This window comes from Marinobacter sp., from assembly GCF_040904845.1.
In the GTDB taxonomy this organism is placed as follows: Bacteria; Pseudomonadota; Gammaproteobacteria; order Pseudomonadales; family Oleiphilaceae; genus Marinobacter.
This window is the reverse complement of record NZ_JBBDSR010000003.1, coordinates 1-21768: the sequence shown is the minus strand read 5'-3', so window position 1 is coordinate 21768 and position 21768 is coordinate 1. Positions and strand designations below refer to the sequence as shown.

The 21768-nt window shown below is 58.8% G+C and carries 23 protein-coding genes and 1 pseudogene; 15 read left to right on the top strand and 9 right to left on the bottom strand.

Annotation, left to right across the window (positions count from 1 at the left end; genetic code table 11):
• Nucleotides 1-51: 51 nt before the first annotated feature.
• Both WD429_RS00505 and WD429_RS00500 read right to left on the bottom strand, forming a co-directional pair.
• The gene (locus WD429_RS00505) at nucleotides 52-717 is read right to left on the bottom strand and encodes a methionine ABC transporter permease (protein WP_368420206.1); all 666 of its coding nucleotides are present in this window, start codon (nucleotides 715-717) and stop codon (nucleotides 52-54) included.
• Nucleotides 717-1724, bottom strand: coding sequence for a methionine ABC transporter ATP-binding protein (locus tag WD429_RS00500; protein WP_368420205.1), 1008 nt, complete (start codon nucleotides 1722-1724; stop codon nucleotides 717-719). The genes WD429_RS00505 and WD429_RS00500 overlap by 1 nt, the downstream gene beginning before the upstream one ends.
• A 239-nt stretch (nucleotides 1725-1963) precedes the next feature.
• On the opposite strand from WD429_RS00500, the gene WD429_RS00495 reads away from it, so the two are divergent.
• Nucleotides 1964-3352: an HDOD domain-containing protein gene (locus tag WD429_RS00495; RefSeq protein ID WP_368420204.1), complete on the top strand. Its 1389-nt coding sequence runs from the start codon at nucleotides 1964-1966 to the stop codon at nucleotides 3350-3352.
• Between the two features lie 27 nt (nucleotides 3353-3379).
• Here the strand turns inward: WD429_RS00495 and WD429_RS00490 are convergent, their stop codons facing one another.
• Together WD429_RS00490 and WD429_RS00485 are read right to left on the bottom strand one after the other, a co-directional pair.
• Complete coding sequence (locus WD429_RS00490; RefSeq protein ID WP_368420203.1) at nucleotides 3380-4081, bottom strand: anti-sigma factor; 702 nt, start codon at nucleotides 4079-4081, stop codon at nucleotides 3380-3382.
• A complete protein-coding gene (locus tag WD429_RS00485; RefSeq protein ID WP_368420202.1) occupies nucleotides 4078-4635 on the bottom strand; it encodes a sigma-70 family RNA polymerase sigma factor in 558 nt (185 codons plus the stop codon). Before WD429_RS00485 ends, WD429_RS00490 begins: the two co-directional genes overlap by 4 nt.
• A gap of 196 nt (nucleotides 4636-4831) precedes the next feature.
• Here WD429_RS00485 and WD429_RS00480 point away from each other — a divergent pair, with 196 nt between their 5' ends.
• The 4 genes from WD429_RS00480 to WD429_RS00465 all read left to right on the top strand — a co-directional run bounded on the left by WD429_RS00480 (nucleotide 4832) and on the right by WD429_RS00465 (nucleotide 8863).
• Nucleotides 4832-6289, top strand: coding sequence for a DUF4331 domain-containing protein (locus tag WD429_RS00480; RefSeq protein ID WP_368420201.1), 1458 nt, complete (start codon nucleotides 4832-4834; stop codon nucleotides 6287-6289).
• Between the two features lie 12 nt (nucleotides 6290-6301).
• Complete coding sequence (locus WD429_RS00475; protein WP_368420200.1) at nucleotides 6302-6520, top strand: hypothetical protein; 219 nt, start codon at nucleotides 6302-6304, stop codon at nucleotides 6518-6520.
• A gap of 109 nt (nucleotides 6521-6629) precedes the next feature.
• Nucleotides 6630-7721 (top strand): hypothetical protein, encoded by a 1092-nt coding sequence (locus tag WD429_RS00470; protein WP_368420199.1) that lies wholly within the window; start codon nucleotides 6630-6632, stop codon nucleotides 7719-7721.
• Nucleotides 7718-8863, top strand: coding sequence for a HupE/UreJ family protein (locus WD429_RS00465; RefSeq protein ID WP_368420198.1), 1146 nt, complete (start codon nucleotides 7718-7720; stop codon nucleotides 8861-8863). Before WD429_RS00470 ends, WD429_RS00465 begins: the two co-directional genes overlap by 4 nt.
• Before the next feature lie 17 nt (nucleotides 8864-8880).
• Here WD429_RS00465 and WD429_RS00460 read toward each other — a convergent pair whose 3' ends face one another.
• Complete coding sequence (locus WD429_RS00460) at nucleotides 8881-9498, bottom strand: hypothetical protein (RefSeq protein WP_368420197.1); 618 nt, start codon at nucleotides 9496-9498, stop codon at nucleotides 8881-8883.
• Nucleotides 9499-9606: 108 nt separating this feature from the next.
• Nucleotides 9607-11080: pseudogene (locus tag WD429_RS00455) on the bottom strand (amidase).
• Between the two features lie 52 nt (nucleotides 11081-11132).
• On the opposite strand from WD429_RS00455, the gene WD429_RS00450 reads away from it, so the two are divergent.
• The gene (locus WD429_RS00450; RefSeq protein WP_368420196.1) at nucleotides 11133-12251 is read left to right on the top strand and encodes a hypothetical protein; all 1119 of its coding nucleotides are present in this window, start codon (nucleotides 11133-11135) and stop codon (nucleotides 12249-12251) included.
• 13 nt (nucleotides 12252-12264) lie between these two features.
• A complete protein-coding gene (locus WD429_RS00445) occupies nucleotides 12265-13023 on the top strand; it encodes a sulfite exporter TauE/SafE family protein (protein ID WP_368420195.1) in 759 nt (252 codons plus the stop codon).
• 11 nt (nucleotides 13024-13034) lie between these two features.
• Here WD429_RS00445 and WD429_RS00440 read toward each other — a convergent pair whose 3' ends face one another.
• On the bottom strand, nucleotides 13035-15380 hold the full coding sequence (locus WD429_RS00440) for a GGDEF domain-containing protein (protein ID WP_368420194.1): 2346 nt from the start codon (nucleotides 15378-15380) through the stop codon (nucleotides 13035-13037).
• Between the two features lie 200 nt (nucleotides 15381-15580).
• Here WD429_RS00440 and WD429_RS00435 point away from each other — a divergent pair, with 200 nt between their 5' ends.
• From WD429_RS00435 to WD429_RS00405, 7 genes are all read left to right on the top strand, one after another.
• The gene (locus WD429_RS00435) at nucleotides 15581-16381 is read left to right on the top strand and encodes a MotA/TolQ/ExbB proton channel family protein (RefSeq protein WP_368420193.1); all 801 of its coding nucleotides are present in this window, start codon (nucleotides 15581-15583) and stop codon (nucleotides 16379-16381) included.
• Nucleotides 16368-16769: an ExbD/TolR family protein gene (locus tag WD429_RS00430; RefSeq protein WP_368420192.1), complete on the top strand. Its 402-nt coding sequence runs from the start codon at nucleotides 16368-16370 to the stop codon at nucleotides 16767-16769. The genes WD429_RS00435 and WD429_RS00430 overlap by 14 nt, the downstream gene beginning before the upstream one ends.
• Nucleotides 16766-17179: an ExbD/TolR family protein gene (locus tag WD429_RS00425; protein ID WP_368420191.1), complete on the top strand. Its 414-nt coding sequence runs from the start codon at nucleotides 16766-16768 to the stop codon at nucleotides 17177-17179. The genes WD429_RS00430 and WD429_RS00425 overlap by 4 nt, the downstream gene beginning before the upstream one ends.
• Nucleotides 17176-17925: an energy transducer TonB gene (locus WD429_RS00420; RefSeq protein ID WP_368420190.1), complete on the top strand. Its 750-nt coding sequence runs from the start codon at nucleotides 17176-17178 to the stop codon at nucleotides 17923-17925. Before WD429_RS00425 ends, WD429_RS00420 begins: the two co-directional genes overlap by 4 nt.
• 245 nt (nucleotides 17926-18170) lie before the next feature.
• Nucleotides 18171-18689: an Hcp family type VI secretion system effector gene (locus WD429_RS00415; RefSeq protein ID WP_368420189.1), complete on the top strand. Its 519-nt coding sequence runs from the start codon at nucleotides 18171-18173 to the stop codon at nucleotides 18687-18689.
• A 70-nt stretch (nucleotides 18690-18759) separates the two neighbouring features.
• Nucleotides 18760-19110 (top strand): hypothetical protein, encoded by a 351-nt coding sequence (locus WD429_RS00410; RefSeq protein ID WP_368420188.1) that lies wholly within the window; start codon nucleotides 18760-18762, stop codon nucleotides 19108-19110.
• 18 nt (nucleotides 19111-19128) lie between these two features.
• Entirely contained in the window at nucleotides 19129-19566 is a 438-nt protein-coding gene (locus WD429_RS00405; RefSeq protein WP_368420187.1) for a hypothetical protein, read from the top strand.
• Nucleotides 19567-19738: 172 nt separating this feature from the next.
• Here the strand turns inward: WD429_RS00405 and WD429_RS00400 are convergent, their stop codons facing one another.
• Both WD429_RS00400 and WD429_RS00395 read right to left on the bottom strand, forming a co-directional pair.
• Nucleotides 19739-20359: a type IV toxin-antitoxin system AbiEi family antitoxin domain-containing protein gene (locus WD429_RS00400; protein WP_368420186.1), complete on the bottom strand. Its 621-nt coding sequence runs from the start codon at nucleotides 20357-20359 to the stop codon at nucleotides 19739-19741.
• Between the two features lie 54 nt (nucleotides 20360-20413).
• The gene (locus WD429_RS00395; protein ID WP_368420185.1) at nucleotides 20414-20542 is read right to left on the bottom strand and encodes a hypothetical protein; all 129 of its coding nucleotides are present in this window, start codon (nucleotides 20540-20542) and stop codon (nucleotides 20414-20416) included.
• A gap of 162 nt (nucleotides 20543-20704) precedes the next feature.
• On the opposite strand from WD429_RS00395, the gene WD429_RS00390 reads away from it, so the two are divergent.
• On the top strand, nucleotides 20705-21768 hold a 1064-nt coding region (locus tag WD429_RS00390; RefSeq protein WP_368420184.1), incomplete at its 3' end, for a DNA cytosine methyltransferase.

Sequence of the window (21768 nt, the reverse complement as noted above, 5' to 3'; positions counted from 1 at the left end):
ATTCACGGGCGTTTTTCGGGAGAACCTTCCCGTCAGCGGTTAAAATCAAAGCTATTTGCGGCTGAAATACAGTACCAGGCGGTCGCCAGCCATTTGTAATATTTGAACAAAAATTACCAGCAGCGCGACAGTGATAACCATGACATCGGTCTGGAATCGCTGATAACCAAAGCGGATCGCCAGGTCACCCAGGCCACCGCCACCAATAACGCCGGACATGGCAGCGTAGGACACCAGCGTAATCGCCGTCACCGTAATGCCGGCGATGATGCCCGGCAGCGCTTCGGGCAGCAAGGCACCGACGATGATCTGCCTCACGTTGGCACCCATCGCCTGCGTCGCTTCTATGATGCCGCGATCCACTTCCCGCAGCGACGTTTCCACCAGCCGCGCAAAGAAAGGTGCGCCGCCGGCGACCAGTGGCGGAATGGCCCCTGCAACGCCCAGCGAGGTGCCGATCAGCATCACGGTAAACGGAATCATCACGATCAACAGGATGATAAACGGCACCGAGCGCAGTACGTTGACCACGAATGACAACACCGCATAAGCCACCGGCTGTTCCAGCAGTTGACGCTTACCAAACAGAAACAGCAAAACGCCCGTCGGCAGGCCGATCAATACGCTGAACAGCAGCGAGAGGCCCACCATTACCAGGGTGTCCCAACTGGCGATACCGATTTCGCCCCAATCCACGTTTGTCAGTAAAGCTTCCATCAGCGTACCACCTCCACGTGAACGTCCGCCGCTTCCAGCGCCTTCATTGCTATGTCCAGATCACCGCCCACCAGAGACAGGGTCAGTTGGCCGTAGGGCGTGTCCTTGATGTGATCAATGCGCCCGGAAAGGATGCTGAAATCCACACCGGACTCCCTCGCCACACTGCCCAGCAATGGCTTGTAGGTGGATTCGCCACGGAAGGTCAGGCGCAGTATGCGGCCGTTGGCTTTCTGCAGGTCTTCCTGCATTTCGTCGCGATCAATATTTTCACTCTCAAACACGAAATCCCGGGTGGTGGGGTGTTGGGGGTGCAGGAACACATCGCTGACCGCGCCCATTTCGACCACTTCTCCGGCGTCCATCACCGCGACCCGGTCGCAGACGCGGCGCACCACATCCATTTCGTGAGTAATCAGCACAATGGTCAGTCCCAGCTCCCGGTTGATGTCCGCCAGCAGGCGCAGCACCGATTGCGTGGTTTGCGGATCGAGGGCACTGGTGGCTTCGTCACACAGCAGAATGGTCGGTCGGCAGGCCAGGGCTCGGGCAATGCCCACCCGTTGCTTCTGGCCACCGGACAACTGCGAGGGATATTTGCTGGCCTGATCCATCAGGCTGACCCGCGCCAGCAACTCATCCACCCGCTCGCGAATCTCGGTGCGGGAATAAATACCCGCCAGCTTCATCGGAAAGGCGATGTTGTCCGCGACGGTTTTGGAGCTCAGCAGATTGAAATGCTGGAAGATCATGCCAACCTTGCGGCGAAAGGCCCGCAGTTCGGCGGCGGTGTAGCGGGTGATATTCTCGTCGTCGACAAGAATGCGACCACCGGTGGGCGGCTCCAGCAGGTTAATCAGGCGAACCAGGGTCGATTTCCCCGCACCGGAATGCCCAACGATGCCGAATACTTCGCCGGTTTCAATGGTCATACTGGTGGGATGCAACGCAGGGATCGCCCGCCCACCTACCCGGTACGACTTCTGGACCTGGTCAAATACAATCACGGATCAGCCTTGTCAGCGCAGCGTTAAAACCGGCCATTATAGACCAATCCCCGGGCAAACCCGAACTTGCAACGCTTGGTAGATCCCCGTACACGTTTTGTTACCGACACCCCGACCATCCTTGCGTTAAACTCCCGTAATAAAAGCATCTTTAACCTGAGGCGTGCACCCTGTTAGCAACGACAGCACCACCAACAGAGACAACAACAGTGACAACAAAAGAGACACCGCCCTCAAGGATGAATTCCACCCAGGCATGGGTCACGTACCTGAGCAAGGTCGAATTGCCGGTCTTGGCCAATACACTCAAACGCATCAACGAGTTAACCGACAGCATAAACAGCACGGTGAATGAACTGGCCAACGTGATACTGAACGATGCCCAGCTCACCTCTCAGGTGTTGCGGCTGTCCAATACCGTGTTCTACAACCAGACCCGGACCCAGGTCAGTACCGTCAGCCGTGCCATTACACTGATCGGGTTCGATTCGGTGAAATCCATGGCGATCTCATCCTTGCTGGTGGACTCCCTGCTGCAGCGAAATGACCGCCCACATTTACTGAAGTGCCTGGCCAGGGCCATCCATTCCGCCGTTCAGGCTCGCTGCCTGATGCCCAAACGCAGCGACCACGCGCTAGAAGAAGTGTTCATCGGCGCTCTGCTGATGAACATTGGCGAACTCGCCTTCTGGTCCTGTGATACAGAGCAGGCCCATGAGCTGGAGCAGCGCCTGCGTCTGGAAGAACCGGCCGTAGAAGCGCAAAAAGCCGTGCTCCACACCACCTTTACCGAGATTACCCGGGGGCTGGTAGACGCCTGGACACTCGGCCCGTTTATCAAGGACGTCGTCGCCCCGGGGCAGGCCAATTCCGCAGCCGCGAGCCTGGTCCGCCATTCCGTGGAAATGGCCATCCACTCCGAGCAGGGCTGGCGTGGTGCGGAGATGGACAAGCTCCTGGTGCAACTGGGCAAAGACATTGACGAGACGCCGGCGGCGGTTCGCGATCAGCTTAAGGTCAATGCCGGGGAGGCCGCAAAGGTGGCCGTGTCACTCGGCATTCCACAGGTAACCGCACTGATGCCGGGCAGCCATGACCGCTCCGGCGGGCAGTCCGGCCAGGCACCGGACATGGACCCGGCCCTGCAGTTACAGATTCTGCGGGACCTCACGGTCAGCCTCACCGAGAAACCGGATCTGAACGAAGTGTGCCAACTGGTGATGGAGGGTATCCACCGCGCCATCGGTATGCAGCGGGTGGCGTTGCTGATGGGTGACAAAACCGGCCACAACCTGATCCCCCGCAAAGTGGGCGGCCGTGGTTCAGAGGCCTGGCGGGAAGACTTCGTCATCGCCAAAGACGGTGCCGGCCCCCTGGGGAGCCTGTTACCGCCGGCAGCCTGCTGCGTGTACAAGCCCCAGGCCAGTCAGGAAGGCGTGCCCTACGACCGTTGGCTCGGCAAAGTCCCGGCGCTGATCGGTCCATTGACCGCAAAAGGCCGCTTGGTCGGCCTGTTTTACGCAGACAATGCCGCAGGCGACTACGTGCCCTCAGACGAGCAACTGACCGCCTTCGGGCATTTCGTGCAGAACGCCCAGCTGTGCATTACGTTGCTGGCATCAAACTAGCCGCTGGCGATACTAACAGCGAAAAAATCAAAGCTCATAGAGCTTGGTCACGTGCAGGATGGGCCCCGTAGGCACGCCGGTTGTTGATCCGCCCCGCGGCTCTAGGCTGATGGCCAGCGTGCGACTTTCGCTGAGAATAGCCCGCAGGCGGTCTGTCAGCTCAACCTGATGGACGCCCCCCACAGGCACCACGCCCAGCGACATCGGATCACCGTTATCCGGCACTACCCAAAGCTCATAATCCTTACCCGCCTGCGCAGACGAGGCGGCAACGGACCGCAGCCTGAGCCGGTTATCGACGCTTGACTCGCTGACCAGCCAGAGCGGGTCACTGATGTCAGCCTGGACTATGGCACCGGAGAGCCGGGATTCTGGCCCGGGAGCTGGCTGCTGCATCAACACCACGGCCAACAGCAGCGCAGCGGCGGTGGCCAATACGCTCCAGGCAGACCAGAAACCCCGGGTGATCGGCGAAGGCACCGGCGCAACGGACACTTTATCCTTATGCCATATTTTCTCTTTTATACCCGCCCAGACCGCCGCTGGCGGTTCCCGGGCAGGCACCTGGCTGCCCAACTGCCCCAGCTTTTCTTCCCAGTACCAGACTTCCTGGCGGACCCGCCCCGACTCCATCATCCACCGCTCAAAACGGCGGCGTGCAGCACCATTCAGGGAACCCAACACATACTCTGCAGCCAGGCTTTCAATGCGTTCCGGTGTCTTTTTCATTGTTCCAGACACCTCTTGAGTGCCATCAGCCCGCGACGAATCCAGCTCTTGACGGTACCTATAGGGGAGCTCAACGCCTGCGCCAATTCATCGTGGGTAAAGCCCCGATAGTAAGACAACAGAATGCTGTCGCGCTGAACATCGCTCAACTCCTCAATACAACCCGTCAGTTGTGCGGCACCCGCGTTGCGTAGCGAAGCATCAAGTGGGCCACCGCGATGATCTTCGATGTGTTCGATATACTCATCCCCGGCGGTTCGACGCACAGCCCTGGAGCGCATCAGATCGAGTGTCCGGTAACGGGCAATGGTCAGCATCCAGCTTGATGGCGCTCCCCGGTCACTGTGATATTCCCCGGCGTGGTGCCAGATCTGGACAAAGGCATCCTGTAGCGCTTCTTCAGCCAACTCCTGCTGGCCGGCCAGCTTGAAACACAGACCAAACATTTTAGCCGATATCGCCCGATACAAGGCCTGAAACGCCTGCCGATCACCCCTGGCGACCAACACAAGCAGACTCATCAGTTCTTCCTGGCTTAATTCACGGGTTGTCATTGTTTTCTCCATGGCTACTCCGCAACTTATCTGTGAACTATACGTTCATCAGCTGGATCGGGATGCATCGACGGCTGAAATCCCGGCACCGTTTTTTATTCACATTTTTATGTCATTTTTTTTGCTTCACGCCTGCATCTTTATTCGCAACCGCCCCGTTTCCTGTAGGTAATCCTACAAAAACGAGGAAAACATCATGAACGCAGTGATAAAACGCTCCGGCCTCGCCCTTGCGATTGCCGGAGTCTGTCTGACAGCCGGCACAACCTATGCCTCCAGCCACCGGGAGGCACCCTTCATCACCGAAATTCCCAAGGTTGATGGTACTGACTTTTACATGTTCCGGAGCTATGAAGCCAACCGGGAGAATTTCGTCACCCTGATTGCCAACTACCTGCCACTGCAGGATGCCTATGGCGGACCGAACTATTTCGATCTGGACGAAGACGCCATTTATGAAATTCATATCGACAATTCCGGGAATGCCCGCGAAGACATCACCTTCCAGTTCCAGATGCAGGATGTGATGAACGACATCCAGCTGGATATCGGCGGGGAAATGGTCTCCGTGCCCCTGAAAAATATCGGTGATGCCACCGACAACGCCAATGTCCAGATGCGCCAGGAATATACGGTGACGGTCATTCGCGGTGATCGCCGCACAGGAACACGCCAGACCGCGACCAACGCCACCACCGGCCAGGGCACCTTTGCCAAGCCGCTGGACAATATTGGTGGCAAGTCCTTTGCTGATTACGGTGCCTACGCCGACCAGCACATCTTCGACATTGCCGTACCGGGCTGCAGCACCGAGGGCAAAGTGTTCGTCGGCCAGCGCAAAGAAGCCTTTGCCGTCAACCTGGGTGAAATCTTTGACCTGGTCAATACCAATCCGCTCGGGCTACGCGACGGCGAAGGTGCGGGGGACCTGGCGGACAAGAACACCACTTCCTTCGCTCTGGAACTGCCCAGTGCCTGTCTGACCGGCAGCGCCCAGACCGCATCCGGTGATCCTGTCATTGGTGGCTGGACCACCGCCAGCGTGCGGCAAGCCCGGGTGATCAACCCAGCGCCGACCGCCGATGGTAAAGGGGCCACCGTGGAAGGCGGAGCCTACACCCAGGTATCGCGGCTGGGCATGCCGCTGGTCAACGAGGTGGTGATCGGCCTGAAAGACAAGGACCGATTCAACGCCAGTGAACCGAAGGACGACGGCCAGTTCGCCACTTACGTGACCAACCCCACGCTGCCGGCTTTGCTTGAAATCCTGTTCGCGGGAACCGCGGTTGCACCGGCCACACCACGCAACGATCTGGTTACAGCCTTCCTGACCGGTGTGCCGGATGTGAACAGCCCGGAGGGTGTCACCACCTCGGAAATGCTGAGGCTTAACCCCAGCATCCCGGCAACCATGGCGGGTGCCCAGAATGATCTGGGTGTGCTCGGGGGCGATAACGCCGGCTTCCCCAACGGCCGCCGTCCGGTGGATGACACCGTCGATATCGCACTCAGGGTCGTTATGGGTGCGCTGACCGACGATGCCCCCAACAAGGACGCTGAGTTCACTGACGGCGTTCAACTGGACCCGACGGAGCTTCAGGAGGTGTTTCCTTACCTCGCGACGCCCATCGCCGGTTCACCCAACGACGCATAAAGGGGGTCGATCATGATGCTTCGAATAGCGCTTACTGTGCTTACCGCCCTGGTGCTGGCTGGCTGTTCCGACAGCTCAAGCCGGGCACCGGTCCTGGCGGTTGATTTCACCACCTTTGTTAAAGGCGAAATCGAAAACACCGAGGACGACCGCGAAGCGGTCAACATCAACCAACTGGAGTTCAGCTTCAATGACCAGGACAACGAACAAGCCTTTGACGACTTGTTTTAAATCCTGTGGGCTCCGCCGTCGGCCTGTTTGTGATCCGGGGCTGACGGCCCTTCACCCCGCGCTTCGGCGCGGGGTCTTTTCCTTACTGGCGCTGACTTCCGCGCTGTCCATGGGAACGGCACTGGCAGCACCCACAGCGATTGAAACCGATTTTGACGATCAGGAAATACTGATCACCCTGCCAACTGGGGCAGTGGCAACGGACACCCCACCCGCTGACGCCAACAAAGCAGCAGACCAGATACAGACCTACCTGATTCAGGCTCGCACCCAGGGCGACCCCCGTTACCTTGGCTATGCCCGCGCATTGCTGGACCGCTGGCCCGAACAACGGATGACGGATCGGCTGGTTATTCTCAACGCGTCCCTCAACCAGAGCCTCCACCAATTTGAACCCGCCCGCGAACAACTGACCGACGTCATCAACCAATCGACTGATCGCGAGCAGGTCATCCAGGCACACCTGACCCTGGCCAACCTCGAGCTGGTACAAGGGCGTTATGCCCCGGCCCGGGAGCACTGTGAGCAATTATTCAGTGCGCTTCCCGGTCTGATCGCCACCAGCTGTCAGGCCCAGGTAGACGCGCGAACCGGCAGCGCGCAAACCGCCTATAAATCACTGCTGGCCCGAACCCAACGCTCATCCACCAGTGACACGGTCAGCCTGAGCTGGGCAGAGGGCACCCTGGCCGATATCGCCGCCCAGCTCGGCCGCCCCGAAGCCGAACAACACTGGCGCCGGGTGCTCACGCTGACACCCGACGACCTCTACGCCAGAGCCCAACTGTCTGACTGGCTACTGGAGCAAGGCGACGCCAGGGCGGTGATCAACCTGACCGATGGCTATGAGCAGGTGGACAGCCTCGCTGTTATCCGCGCAATCGCGCTGAAACGGCTCGAGCACGTCGATGCCGCCCCCCTTGCCGATCGGTTAGAGGAGCGATTCAACGAGGCCCGGTGGCGTGGCAACCTGTTACACCAGCGCGATCTCGCACGCTACGCCCTGGACATCGAAGGCAATACTGACACCGCCCTGACCTACGCCCGGGCCAACTGGCAGGACCAGCGAGAACCCCTCGACACCCGCTTGCTGCTGCGCGCCGCAAAAGCCGCCAGTGAGGACTCGATCATCGCAGACGTCCGCGCCTGGTTGAACGGGCACAATCAACAGGATGCCCGTTATCCGGAGGGGGAGTCATGACGCCGATCATTCAAAGGCTGACCACAAGCCTTGGCCTGTTGTTGCTGATGACACTGCCATTGACATCCTGGGCCCACAAAGCCAGTGACAGCTTTATCTACGTCGACCAGAGCGAGCCTCAGCTGCGCATCGACCTGGCGCTCCGGGACCTGGCGCTGATCTTGCCGTTGGACCGCAACAACGATGGTCAACTCAACGGGGCCGAAGTACGCCAGAGCCGTGACGCCATAACGCGCCTGGTCGATGGCGGTTTGACGCTGAGCAACGCCAGCGGTCGCTGCCAGTTAGTGGGTCAGCAATGGGGGCTGTCCCGTCACAGCGATGGGCCTTATGCCGCCGGGCAGTACCAGGTGGCGTGCCCGGACAGTCAACCACCGGCCTCGATGGAGTACTCGCTGCTGTTTGATCAGGACCCGCTGCACCGTGGGCTCGTCAGTATCAGTGACGGTCAGGGCGAGCGTTTGGCCGTGCTCGCTCCCGATGAGCAGAAGCTGGCACTGGACGTGAACACCGGCACCCTGGGAAGCAGCTTTCAGCTGTTTGGCACCTTCCTCTACGAGGGCGTCATCCACCTGCTGATCGGGCTCGACCATATCTTGTTTTTGCTGGTGCTGATGCTACCGGCCACCTTGCCGTTAAAACCCCGCCAACCGGCCGAGATGACCCGTCATCGCGACAACCTGCGAGTGCGGCTGCTGGAGCTTGTAGGCATTGTCACTGCGTTCACGGTGGCTCATTCCATCACCCTGGCGCTGGCGGCTCTGAATATTGTGACGCTGCCCATTGCCTGGGTGGAAACCGTCATTGCGTTGTCCATTGCGGTTGCGGCATTGAACGTATTCTGGCCGTTCCTGGGGCACAAAACGTGGAAGCTGGCCTTCGGGTTCGGGCTGATCCACGGCTTCGGTTTCGCCAGCGTGTTGGGGGACCTGACCTCCGGCGTGTCACAAACGGTGGTCGCTCTTGCGGGCTTCAACCTCGGTGTGGAGCTGGGGCAACTGGGGTTGCTGGTGGTTCTGTTTCCGGTGCTGTACCTGTGCGGCCGTTTCCGGCTTTATGAACGCGCCGCTGTACCCGCCATGTTGCTGATGGTGGGTGCCCTGAGCCTGTACTGGGTGGCGGAGCGGGCGACCGCCATCTGATCGCCCATACAAAAAGGTCAGTGCAGAGCGCGCATCTGCCTTGGGTAGAGGGCGGCGCTCACTTCCGGCTCCTCGAGCAGGTCCGCCAGCTCTCGGTCCACATCGGTTTCTTCGCCTTCGTCGGGTAATGGCTCGAACAGCGTGCTCAGCCATGCCGTCACCGACGGGGCTTCATCCCGCTTGTAGTCGGTGGACAGCGCCTTGATACGGCGGAACCCGATGATGCGCTGGTGCTTGGGATCACGGATCTGCTCAAAGCCCCGCCAGTAAACGTGTTCACGGGTATGCAACTGCACGAACAGGGTGTCGATCGGGCCTGACGGCTCCGGCTCCTCGCTGATGTCTTCCGTCATTTCCACAGCCGATTCCTCGGCTTCATTTTCCGGTTTTTTGTGACGAATGGTGGTCCAGGCGGGATAGAGCACCGCCACGGCATCCGCTTCCACATGCTCTCGGGCAGCGCGGAGGATTAACCCCCAGCGGGCCTTGTCGGCATCGGTTTCAAGGGAATTGATGGGCAAGTCGTAGCTTTGTTCACTGGACAGTACGATGGCCATCATTGGGGCATCAAGCTCCCCCATGGCCTCGGCCTGTGCTACGGACACCAGTTCGTCGATTGCCATCGGTTGGTTCATAATGCGCTCGCCTCCTCGATGCCATCAGGGTCTGTCAGGAAAACTTACGCCCTCCTGAGTGACAGCATAGCCTGTTACGGCCATAAAGATAAACGTGGCATTGTCCATTTACGCAACGCCATCATCAAGGCGTTCGTAACGGGAAAACCAGGGGTTTGCCTCTTCCAGCTGCGCGGCCAGTTGCAGCAGGGTGTCTTCACTGCCGTGTGGCCCGCCGAACTGCACGCCGACCGGCAGCCCCCCATCCGTCCAGTGCAGGGGCATCGACATGGCGGGTGTGCCCGTCAGATTTGCCAACTGGGTAAACGGCGTTCGCGCCAGGCTTTCCAATGCCATCTGATCGACCTGGCCGCTTCTGTGCACCAGTTTGCCGGCTTTCAGCGTCAGCATCAGTCGGGCTGCAAACTGCAGGTGCGCGGGGGTGTCGAGTTCACCGATTCGTGCGGGCAGCTGCCCGGTGGTGGGGCTCAGGTATAGGTCATACTGGCTGAAATACGCACCCAGGGCGCGGGCGAAATCGTTCCACTGCTGGCGCCGGCTGACGTACTCCGGCAACGGCATGGTTTGCCCCAGCATAGCAATCAGCCGTGTATCCAGTTCGAAATCGTCGTCTTTGGCCCCCAGTTGGGTCCGGGCTTTTTCCATCAGCACCGAGACTTCCCCGAAGTACAGCCCCAGATAGCAGCGCGCCAGTGCCATGCCATCGAATTCCGGGCGAGCGTATTCGACGTGATGGCCCAGGCTTTCCAGCAGTCGCGCGGTCTCCTCCACGGCCGCCACACATTCCGGGGCCACGTCCGTCTGGTAAGGTGACGATGTGAACACACCGATTCGCAGTGGCCTCGGCGTTTGCTGCATGAGGTCAGCGTAGGGCTGACGGGGTGGCGAAATCACAAATGGGTCCCCGGATGCCGGCCCGGAGAGCACATCAAGCATCGTGGCACTGTCGCGAACCGTGCGGCTGACGACATGATCGGTGGACGCGCCGGTCCAGGCTTCTCCCACTGATGGACCGGATGAAATGCGGCCACGGGAAGGCTTGAGACCGAACAGCCCGTTGTAGGCCGCCGGAATGCGAATGGAACCACCGCCATCGTTGGCACCGGCCATGGGCACGATGCCCGGAGCCGCCGCTGGAACCCCCTGGCGTGAGGCGGGAATCCCATGGGTTGCGCGAAGGCCCCCAGAGCCGGGACTCGGTCACGCCTTTCAGGCCGAATTCTGGCGTTGCCGTACGCCCGAGTATAACCAGGCCGCCTTCCAGAGCCCGGCGAACATACTCCGAATTTTTGGCGGCAATGTTGTCTTTCAGACTCCGGCTGCCATAGGTACAGGGTTGACCTTCCTGTTCCTGGGCAAGATCTTTCAGCAACAGCGGCACGCCGGAAAACACCGCATCTTTCGGGTAGGGTTGCTCAAGCGCGCTGGAAAACTGTGGGTAGCAAATGGCGTTGAGGCGTCCATTAACCCGGCTCGCACGCTCGATCGCGGCGTCACAGACTTCCCGGGCTGACACCTCTCCTCGGCGAATCAGATCAGCCAGGGCAACGGCGTCGTATCGGAGATAATCAGTTTGCTTCATGGTCGCGTCCATTTGTTATTCTGATCGTTGGAGAATCACGGGTATAACGCTTATGAACACAAGACTCAATAGCTGGCGGCGGTTTGTCCCACTCGTACCGATCATGCTACTGATGGCCCTAGCCCGCGTGGCCGGGGCCGCCGAGCCGGTAGAGGACTGGAAGTCCGTCGTCCGCAGCTCACCCTACTGGGTCAGCCAGGGAGTCTACGACAACATTGTGACCATACGTCGCTGGGTGCTGAAGGAGACGGGCTATTGTTCCGACAGCGAACGGCACATTCTCTACAACATGCGCGGGCAGTTTCTCGGTTACATGGAAGACGGTGCCAGCCGTGAGGAGACCCAGCAGCGGCTGAACGATACCCGGGCGCGGCTGGCAGCCAGCAACCGGGTGGATGCCTGGGCGAAAGGCGGGCCCGACACCACCGGATACCCGTTCGCGCTGGCCTGCGACCAACCTCACGTAGACCTTAGCGACGCCATGGCGCGCTATCTGGGCACCGGGCCGGCGGACCGTGTGTGGGGTGCCTGGGATGACCTCAGTTTTGCCTCCGCCGAGGAGCCCGGCTCGCTCCACGACGCGCTGCGCTATGTGTACGCCGCACGGTCCGGGGGGCAACGGCTGACGCTTCCACCGGAGCTGCCACTCTATCTGGGCTCCCAGATTTTGATTGAAAGCGGCGGCCGGCAGCGCGCGCACTCCACCGCCAACGCTCGCGGCATTCTGCAATTGTCGCCCGCCGCGCTGAGCGATTGTCGGATCCAGCCGGCAAACTACTGGCACCGGTTGGCCCAGATAGACTGCGCCCTGCGGCTGATGAACCAGAATGCCCGCAATCTCCGGGCGGATTTCGAGGATCGTTTCGGACATCTGCCGCAGAAGAAGCAGGATCGACTGTTCACGCTGCTGCTGGTGCAGGCCTACCACGGCGGTGCCGGACGCGTCAGGGCGCTGATGGCGGATGAGACTCTGTCGAAACCGGCTGCCTACTTCGCCAAACACCATGAGGCCTACACCGCGGGTGACATTGCGTTCGGCATGATCTTCCATAACCTTGGCAGGGACCGGCTCGGGCTGGCCTCATTGTATTACGTGGCGGATGTGCAACTGGCCACCGAAGCCCTGTGCAAAAACTCTGAGCTCAAGGATACCGGCTTCTGCCAGCCATAAAGAAGGAACCGCTTTGGAACTGACTCTGATTCCGGAGAGCCTGGGAGCCTCCGTAGCCCTATGTTTGTTGCTGGCATCGGCGGTCACATCGATGATCACCGCCAGCCTGGGTGCCGGTGGCGGGGTCCTGCTGCTGTTGCTGATGGCGATGTGGGTGCCACCGGCAGCGATCATTCCTGTCCATGGCATGATCCAGCTCGGCTCCAACAGCGGTCGGGCGGTGCTGACCCGGCACCACACCGACTGGAAAACCATAGCGGCATTTGCCCCGGGTGTGCTCGCCGGAGCCGGCCTGGGTGCCTGGTTACTGGTGGAATTACCAGCGCACCTGTGGCAGCTGTCTATCGCGCTGTTTGTGTTGTACCTGTGCTGGGGGCCGGCACTTCCAAAGGCCGCATTCGGGCCATTCGGCGTGTTTGTCGCATCCACCATCACCAGTTTTGTCAGCCTGTTTGTGGGGGCCACCGGCCCTCTGGTCGCAGCGTTTATCAAGCAGATGCACGCCGACCGGTTTACCACGGTGGCCACCTTCGCCACTGCGATGTGCCTGCAACACGCACCCAAGGCACTGGTGTTCGGACTCGCCGGTTTTGTGTTCCGGGAATGGCTGGCATTTATCCTTGGCATGATCGCCTTCGGCTTTGCCGGCACCTGGATCGGGCTTCATCTGCTCAGAACTATAACCAATCGGCGTTTCAGCCAGATTTTTAACCTGTTGCTGACAGTGCTCGCGCTGCGGCTGCTCTGGCAGGCTGTCAGTGCTTTGCTGTGAAAACCGGCCTGTCAGGCGGCCGGTACAGGCACTACGACTACCTTGTTACGGCCCTGATCCTTCGCGCTATAGCAGCCTTCATCGGCTCGGGCCATAGCCGCCCTCGGCCCCGAATCACCCGCCGACAGGACGGTGAGCCCGATACTGGTGGTGACGCCGTAGGACTTGCCATTATGTTCTATACGCAGGTTCTGCACGGATGATCGAATGGTTTCCGCCAGAACCTCGGCCCGCTCCAGCCCACAGGCGGGGAGGATAATGCCAAACTCGTCACCACCAAGACGGGCCACGGTATCTGACTGGCGCACGGAGTCCTTGAACAGGTCCGCTAACCGCCGGAGCATGTCATCCCCCAGCAAGTGGCCACCCTTGTCGTTGACCGGCTTGAAGTAGTCCAGGTCAATCAGCACCAGCACACTTTCCGCCCCCGGCATACCAGCCTGGCTCAGAGTTTTTACCAGCGCGGCATTGAATGCCCGTCGATTCATCAGTTGGGTCAGGCTGTCATGCGTGGCCTCCCAGGACAGACGTTCTTCCTGCCGCCGGCGCTCACTGTCATCCCGAAGCACGAACACCAGCCGTTCGTTTTCACGGCCTTTGCGCAGGTGCAGTATAGTGAAGTCAATATCGAACAGCTGGCCACGACTGTTGCGCAGAGTTACGTACCGGTTATCGAAGTCCTCCCCAGCGAGAAAATCTTCCGTGCCCCATTGCCGGGTTTCATCCTCAATGGTGACCCGGTCAAAAAAGTTGTAGTCCTCGCAGTTTTCACCCCTACCGATAAATGCGCAGGCGGCCCGGTTGGCGTAACGGATCGTTCCGCTGACATCCACCATCAGGACGCCATCCTGCAACACCCCCAGAATGCTGTCAGCCCGCTGCTGCTCCTCCCGCAGCGCCTCCTCGACTTTCAGTTCGTGGGTGATATCCCGCACTACGGTAATGGTCCCCAGGGATTTTTCGGGGGTTTCAATCGCCGAAGTCATCACGTCCGCCCAAATGACTTCCCCGGCACCCCGGCCCTGTAACCGCAGTTGCCCCCGGAATACGCGATGCGCTTTAATCGCCGCATACCACTGTTCGATAATACCCGGCCGATCTTCTTCATAAACACCAGCGATCAGATAATGGTGGAGCAATGAGGAAGCGTCCCGACCACTGATGACCTCAAACGCAGGATTCACGAACTCGATCCGGCCCAGCACGTCGGTCTGCACGATGCCGATGGGCGCACTCTGAGTGAGTGAACGGAAAAAGGCTTCCCGCTCCACCATCGAGGCCAGCACCTCGTCCCGCTCATCCATGACCGTATTGAAGGTTTCCGCCACCTGAAGAATCTCATGGACACCGGAGACATTCACGGGTTCAGTCCGCACCCCCAGGTGCCGCTCCGTTATCTGGCGGCCGAGTGACCGCATCGGTGCCATCAGCCGCTGGAACACGAAATAGGCGAGTGGAACCAGCACCGCCAACACCGCCAGCAACACCCACAACAGGCTGTCGACCAAACGCCCCACCGGCGCAAAGGCCTCTTTTGAGGGCCAAACAGCGACCACAAACCAGGGCACCTGAGTCAGTTGACGAACCGCATTGATGGTCGGTTTATCGTCGGCGTTTCTGGCGTGCAGCACACCCTCGAACCCCACCATGGCCTTTTGCATGGGCACGCCCTGATGGAGCACAGGTTCCATGACCTGTCCGCCGCCGCCATGCGCCAGTGTGGTTCCTTCACGGGTCACCACACTGAGGTAACCAGACCGGCCTATCCGTAAGCTGTTCACTTCGCCCATGAAGTTGTTTTCACCCAGTAAAGTGGCTCCGCCGATCATGCCAATCAAGCGACCCCGATGGTCAAAAATCGGGGCGGTGATCATGATGGCAGGCTGGCCCTGGTGAAACGAATGGAACGGCTGACTGATAAGGGGGGTCAACTGCCGGGTGGTCTCACGAAAGTACTGCCGCTGGCTGGCATCGGCTCCCGTTTGGGCATAAGCCTCCGGGTACTCCGCAAGCACTTCGCCCTCGGCATCAATCAGATAGAACGCATTAAACAGATGACGAAGCGCTACCTCGCGACGGATCAGTGTTTTCGCCCGCACGTTGAACACATCGCCGCTCATGGTCATGCCTGAGGCGATGTGACTGAGGATCTCGAGGCGCTGGGCCAGTTTTTCGTCCAGATCTTCCGCGACCAGCCGGGCAATGTTCGCGACCTCGGCTTCGGCCTGGGACTGCAGCTCACCCCGACTCATCAAGGTACCAGCAACGGTAACCACCACGGCCGACAGCACCACGGCCAGAACGATAAAAGCGACGGCCCGGTTTACCAGACTGCCAAACCAGCGCTTGATCAGCACAACAGCGTTACTCCGGACAGACAGGCCATGGGTGGCCTGCGGTAATTCGGTTTCCTGAACATAGATTCGTATAAAGACGTTTATTGAACTGGCATTGTTTCAACATTTTAACAGACCCGGGGCGGTACCGACGTTACGGGCTTGAAATTTTAGTGATAATCGTTATTATTTACTTCTACTTTTGAGATCGGGGCACCGCCATGTCTGATATGCCACTCACTAACGCGCCGGAATCGTTCGCGACGCCGCTCGGGCAGCTGATCGACATGGGTGGCCCGGTCATGCTGGTGCTGCTTGCACTGGCGGTTGCTGGCGTCATCACGTTCATTTACATGATTCTGTTTGGCACGTTTTTCACGCCGCGGTTGACGGCCAAACTAAAAAAAACGATTACCTTTTGGCAACAGAATCCCTCGGAACAGGCACCTGAGCAACTTCGGCAGCAGCAGACATTCTGGTGCCGCCTGAATCCTCTCCATCATCTGACGATTGATACCATGGAGAACCAGCTGGCCCGACGCAGCCCTCAGCAAGTACGGGAAACGGCAGCAAGGGATGCCCAGAAAGCGCTGGAGCCGTTTGAAGCCCCGCTGAAAATCATTGAAGTGATCGCCGCACTGGCACCGCTGCTCGGGCTTCTGGGCACGGTTCTGGGCATGATGGAAGCCTTCAGCGCCATGGCCGCCACCGAAGGCCGCGCCAACGCCACTCAACTCAGCGGTGGTATCTACGAAGCACTGACCACAACCGCCGCCGGGCTGGTAGTGGCCATACCCTTTGCCGCGCTGGCAGCCTGGATTGAGTTCCGTTTACGCCGCATCCACAAAACCATCAACGGGGCACTGGTCAGTGTTCTCAGCGTGGAGCTTACGGACCACACCGTCAGCCAGGACGTTGATGTGGTCGAGCCAGCCCAACCGGTTGCCCGCAAACCGGCCGGTGCCAGGCCAGAGTACGACACCACCGAACCCAATAGCCGCCTTGCCCATGCAGCTGGTTGAGCCCAGACCAAACCGCCCGATGCCGATCCGCATTACCCCGCTGATCGACGTGGTGTTTATCCTGCTGGTATTTTTCATGCTGACCAGCCGGTTGTTACCGGTGGATCACCTCGAGTTGGCCAATCAGACGGCCAATACCAGCCCAAGCACCGGCGACCCCATTCCGGAAATTCGTGTGCTCAGCGATGGGGCAGTCGAATGGGACGGCAACACCCTGTCGCTGAGCGACCTGGGAGGCAGCCTTCGTTCGCAGAACATCACGGAGGTGAATGTCAGCACCGCAAGCGAGACGGCACTGAGCGATTTCACCCAAACCCTGAGCACGCTCAGGAGTAAGGACATCACCGCACACTGGAAGCGTGAGAACGCCCCGGGAAGTCAGCCATGAGCGATCTGGTACCGCCGCCCGCGACGTCTGGAAAATCACTGATGGAGCGGGTAGAAGACGCGCTGCTGCCGCTGATTAACCTGGTGTTTCTGTTGTTGATGTTTTTCATCGTGGCCGGCCAGTTAGCCGACACGCCCCTACCGGATTTGCCCGCCGCCTCCCAGGCCGAACAGCGACAGGCCCCGGATGCGGACCTGATGGTGTTGGCCGACGGAAAATGGCAGGTTGACGGTGAAAGCGTGTCCCGGGAAACGCTAACCACACAGTTGCCAGCTCCCGATGAAAGCGCTCCACTCAAAATTGCGGCTGGCGAAGACGTCGCCATGTCTGACCTGGAAGAGCTGCTGTCCATACTGGAAGACAACGGCTATTCCGAAGTCATCCTGCTCACGGAGCCCTCGGAACAATGACGGCTGGCTACAAAACACGTCTCGCACTGTTACTGCTGTCGGTACTCATCACCATTGTGGCCGTGGTGATCGCAGCGCCGGCCCGGATACCCACGCTGCAACCACTGGGCGAAGCCGCCGTCAACTCCGCACCGGCCATGAAAATTTCCCTGGCCGGCGCACCCCGCAACGAGACGGCGGAAGACCCGGCCGAGGCACCGGAACCTGAGCCAGTGCCGGAGCCGGAGCCAGAACCACAACCAGAACCAGAACCAGAACCAGAACCAGAACCAGAACCAGAACCCGAGCCTGAACCAAAGCCTGAACCTGAACCAGAGCCCGCCAAGGAACCGGTGCCGGAGCCTGTTGAGGAAGTTGACCTCCCAGAAGCAGAAGACAGTACCGAGGAGCCGACGGAAGACAGCGCGCAAGACACCAGCGAAAATCAGCAGGTGGAACTCAGCGCTGGCGACTCCTCAAATATTGATGAATACCTGACCAAACTCAGCCGGCACCTTAGCCAGTTCTACGAATACCCCAGGCGGGCACGCCGGTTGGGGCAGGAAGGGGCACCCGTCATCGTGTTCGAGTTCAGCCGCGATGGCACGCTGATCCGCCATTCTCTTCGAGAGGGGTCCGGACACGACCTGTTGGACGATGCCGCCATGGAGATGCTCCAACAGGCCGCGCCACTGCCCGAAGTGCCTGACGCCATGAAAGGGTCAACCTTCCAGTACGCCTTGCCCGTGCGCTTCAGCCTACGCTGACTTCTGCCTTGGGCGTGGTCGGCCCAGGTTAAACCCCGACGTTCGGGCAACTTTTCGCCCAGCCAGCAAACTCTCGCCCAGCCCCAAGCAAGGTATTGCCCTTAACGCTTTCGGACATGTCAAAAAAAATGTTTTCTTATTGTTTTTTATCGCTTTTTTATAATTGGCACAGGTCTTGTAGTTAGTCTGTTCGTCCAGGGAAGAGCCCGAGGACAACAACTCATTTACACGTCATGGAGCAGACTATGCCAACTCCTTGTTATATCAGCATCGAAGGCCAGACCCAGGGAAACATCACCGCGGGCGCATTCACTTCCGATTCCGTCGGTAACATCTACGTGGAAGGCCACGAAGACGAAGTGCTGGTCCAGGAATTCAGCCACGTTGTAACCGTTCCGACCGACCCGCAGTCTGGTCAGCCGTCCGGTCAGCGCGTTCACAAGCCGTTCAAGTTCACCTCGGCGCTGAACAAAGCCACCCCGCTTATGTACAACGCTCTGGCTTCCGGTGAAATGCTGCCGAAAGTTGAAATGAAATGGTACCGCACCTCCGTGGAAGGCAAGCAGGAGCACTTCTTCTCCACCATCCTCGAAGACGCCACCATTATCGACATCAACTGCAACATGCCTCACTGCCAGGACGCCGGCAATGCTGACTTCACTCAGTTGGTCACCGTGTCCGTTTCCTACCGCAAAGTCACCTGGGAACACGCTGTTGCCGGTACTTCCGGTGCAGACGACTGGCGTTCGCCGTTCGAGGCGTAAATTCAGCCTCGACGACAAAGAGGGAGCGGCAACTGCCCTCCCTTTCCCTACTATCAAAAGGAGCTTGATAGTGAGCGACGTTAATCTCACTGAGGAAGAAGTTGCAGCAGTTCAAGCGATCGTCACCGCATTTTACGGTGAACGGGTCGCAAACCGTTACCACGCCGGCAGCATAACGGCGCAAACACTGGAACTTGCTGCACAACTCATCACCGGAACTGAAGTATGCAGCAAATGGATTGATGCTGTTCCAAATCCCAAAGACCTTCTGACTCCAACAAATAGCATTCGTAAGTGGGCAATCCGGGTAATCAGGGCTGCCGGCGAGCCGTTTGCACGTGGTACCATAAAAATTAACTACACCTGCAAACTTACTCGCGGATTACAGTTCAGAAGCCTGCTGGAAGCTTCGTTGCGTTAAACAGGGACTCTTAAAAAAATGAAAGTCATCGCATCAATCGTTTTAGCCCTGATCTTGGCCGGGTGCGCCTCGACACAGTCAATCCAGTTCTCACCAAGCCAGGATTACGCAGTATCGGTCCGAGCAGAATTATTTGATGCCGTCCGTATCGACAACAATGACATAACATTATTCAACGAGGGAAAGGCCTTGGGATTCATTCGGGTGGAGCCAGTCCCCGCCGACGCCCCTCCCACATCAGAATTTCTGTCTACCCTGAAATCGGCCTCAGAGTCTGACACCGTCCAAACCAAGACGCTTGAAGTTTCCCCTGGGTTTAATGGGTTCTCTGCAAAGGTTGGTGATTATCAGACGGGGTATCTGATAAATGAACAAGATCCAGATGTCATCCTTATACTCAGCTTTCCAGAGGGTACGTTCGAGGAAGTGACTGACACGATTTCTTCCGGTATCTAAAGGGTTCCCGGAGCATCCGGATTACGCTACCCACTTCCGGCCACAGGCTGCAAACTCCACCACGAGCTCAAACACGTTGTCGCACTTTTCCTTGAGAGCCACCCGGTCGTAGCTGTCCGGAAAATCCTTATACAAGACTTCTTCAATGGCAGCCTTTACAGAGTGGTTCCCTTCACAGCTTGGCTTCCACGTAGGGTGCCATCACATTGGCGACCCGGCAGATTCCGGCGTACTCCATCAGCTTGCCGGGCAGGAAGGCTTTCCGGGTGCGATAGAGCTCTAGCGCCTCCAGCACCACATCCATGCCAATGCGGTTGCGGAACTTGAAGCAGTCCGCCAGGGTTTTCTCGGGGCTGTAAACCTGCAGCGTGATGCCATCCGCATCCACCCGCTCGATACCCTCACTGAACGAACGCCCGGAAAACCGGTAACCTGCCACTGGCGGATAATCCAGAACCGGCAGGCGGGCATCCCGCTCTACTGCCAGATGCACCTGATGGGGAATCTGCGTGGTGATGCCGTGCCAGTCCAGGGCGGAAATCAGGCACAGCACCGCATGAGGAAAACGGCAGGCGGCGGCCACCAGATCCGGGTTTTCAATGGGTGGCAGATCCGCCAGCCGGTAGAGACCCCGGCTGACCGGCTCGACTAAGCCCTCATCCCGGAGCTGATAGAACTGATACCGACTAAAGCCCCGGACCAGCGCCTCGCTCAGACGAAGCTGGCCGCCGTGCTGGCGGAACAGGGTTTGAAGTTGTACCCGGGAAGATCGGGCAGAGCCGAAATCAGACAAAATGTCACCACTTATTGATATCTGGTGACATTTTGTCTGATTACCGTTGAGGGTTCAAGCGGCAACTTCGGTGTAGGCATCGCTGGCCTGCTGCAGGGCTTTCAGGCCCTGCCACTGACTGACCAGTTCGCCCAAGGCCTGTTTGCCCTGTGTGTCATCCAACACGTCCAGTAACTGCAACATGCCTCGCTGCCAGGACGCCGGGTTGAGGGGAGGGGTACTCCTCACTTTATACTGTACAAATGCACAGCTTTCATACATGTGCTAAGCTCGCAGAAAATCCGCGCCGCGTACAGGGTTACCGATAAAAAGAACCCGCCATTTTCGTCAGGGAGAGCATGGGCAATGCGTACATTTTACGAGTTTTTTGCCGGTGGAGGCATGGCTCGCGCTGGCTTGGGGCAAGATTGGCAGTGTTTGTTCGCTAACGATTTCGATGCCAAAAAGGCCGCCTCTTACGCTGAAAACTGGGGCGATGAGGACATGATTCATCAGGATGTGGCCAATCTGACATCAGACAATTTGCCGGGGCACGCTGATCTCGCCTGGGCATCGTTCCCCTGTCAGGACCTGTCATTGGCCGGAGCTGGCGCAGGGCTGCAAGGAAAGAGGTCCGGAACCTTCTGGTCATTCTGGAAGCTTATGCTGCAGCTGAAAGAGGAAAGCCGCGCTCCCCGCATGATCGTTCTGGAGAATGTAAGCGGGGCACTCACCTCCCATGAGGGAAAGGATTTTTCCGCAATCTGCAGCGCGCTGGGGTCAGCTGGGTATCAGTTTGGCGCTGTAGTCGCCAATGCTGTGGATTTCGTCCCTCAATCGCGCCCGCGTCTTTTCATTATCGCAGTGGATTCTTCAATCGCCATCAATAGCATCGTGACAAGCAACGGCCCCCTGATGCCCTGGCACCCAAGGACGTTAAAAGAAGCGTGTCTGAAAGTGCCGCAACCTCACCAGTCAAAGTGGGTGTGGTGGAATTTACCCGCCCCACCGCACCGTCAGACGGCATTCTCTGACCTTGTTGAGGAAACCCCAACGGGAACCAGGTGGCACACAGAGGAAGAAACAAAAAAGCTTCTGGGTATGATGAGTGACCTTCACCTGGAGAAAGTAAAAGCAGCGCAACACGCCGGCACTAAAAAAGTCGGCACCATCTACAAGCGCACAAGGCCAGACGGCAAGGGTGGTCGCATCCAACGCGCGGAAGTCCGGTTTGACGACGTTGCAGGGTGTTTGCGGACGCCAGCCGGTGGCTCGAGCCGGCAGGTCATTATGGTGGTGGAGCGCGACTCAATCAGATCGCGGCTTTTATCGACCCGCGAAGCGGCAAGACTGATGGGACTTCCCGACACCTACAAGCTGCCTGAGAAATACAACGATGCCTATCGCCTGGCGGGCGATGGCGTTGCCGT

What these genes read in the sequence shown, in the direction of transcription:
- WD429_RS00485 (WP_368420202.1), bottom strand. Translation starts at nt 4,635, where the DNA reads ATGACAACCCGTGAATTAAGCCAGGAAGAACTGATGAGTCTGCTTGTG.
- WD429_RS00505 (WP_368420206.1), bottom strand. Translation starts at nt 717, where the DNA reads ATGGAAGCTTTACTGACAAACGTGGATTGGGGCGAAATCGGTATCGCC.
- WD429_RS00490 (WP_368420203.1), bottom strand. Translation starts at nt 4,081, where the DNA reads ATGAAAAAGACACCGGAACGCATTGAAAGCCTGGCTGCAGAGTATGTG.
- WD429_RS00470 (WP_368420199.1), top strand. Translation starts at nt 6,630, where the DNA reads ATGGGAACGGCACTGGCAGCACCCACAGCGATTGAAACCGATTTTGAC.
- WD429_RS00425 (WP_368420191.1), top strand. Translation starts at nt 16,766, where the DNA reads ATGAGCGATCTGGTACCGCCGCCCGCGACGTCTGGAAAATCACTGATG.
- WD429_RS00480 (WP_368420201.1), top strand. Translation starts at nt 4,832, where the DNA reads ATGAACGCAGTGATAAAACGCTCCGGCCTCGCCCTTGCGATTGCCGGA.
- WD429_RS00420 (WP_368420190.1), top strand. Translation starts at nt 17,176, where the DNA reads ATGACGGCTGGCTACAAAACACGTCTCGCACTGTTACTGCTGTCGGTA.
- WD429_RS00465 (WP_368420198.1), top strand. Translation starts at nt 7,718, where the DNA reads ATGACGCCGATCATTCAAAGGCTGACCACAAGCCTTGGCCTGTTGTTG.
- WD429_RS00450 (WP_368420196.1), top strand. Translation starts at nt 11,133, where the DNA reads ATGAACACAAGACTCAATAGCTGGCGGCGGTTTGTCCCACTCGTACCG.
- WD429_RS00475 (WP_368420200.1), top strand. Translation starts at nt 6,302, where the DNA reads ATGATGCTTCGAATAGCGCTTACTGTGCTTACCGCCCTGGTGCTGGCT.
- WD429_RS00430 (WP_368420192.1), top strand. Translation starts at nt 16,368, where the DNA reads ATGCAGCTGGTTGAGCCCAGACCAAACCGCCCGATGCCGATCCGCATT.
- WD429_RS00435 (WP_368420193.1), top strand. Translation starts at nt 15,581, where the DNA reads ATGTCTGATATGCCACTCACTAACGCGCCGGAATCGTTCGCGACGCCG.
- WD429_RS00415 (WP_368420189.1), top strand. Translation starts at nt 18,171, where the DNA reads ATGCCAACTCCTTGTTATATCAGCATCGAAGGCCAGACCCAGGGAAAC.
- WD429_RS00405 (WP_368420187.1), top strand. Translation starts at nt 19,129, where the DNA reads ATGAAAGTCATCGCATCAATCGTTTTAGCCCTGATCTTGGCCGGGTGC.
- WD429_RS00395 (WP_368420185.1), bottom strand. Translation starts at nt 20,542, where the DNA reads ATGTTGCAGTTACTGGACGTGTTGGATGACACACAGGGCAAACAGGCC.
- WD429_RS00495 (WP_368420204.1), top strand. Translation starts at nt 1,964, where the DNA reads ATGAATTCCACCCAGGCATGGGTCACGTACCTGAGCAAGGTCGAATTG.
- WD429_RS00460 (WP_368420197.1), bottom strand. Translation starts at nt 9,498, where the DNA reads ATGAACCAACCGATGGCAATCGACGAACTGGTGTCCGTAGCACAGGCC.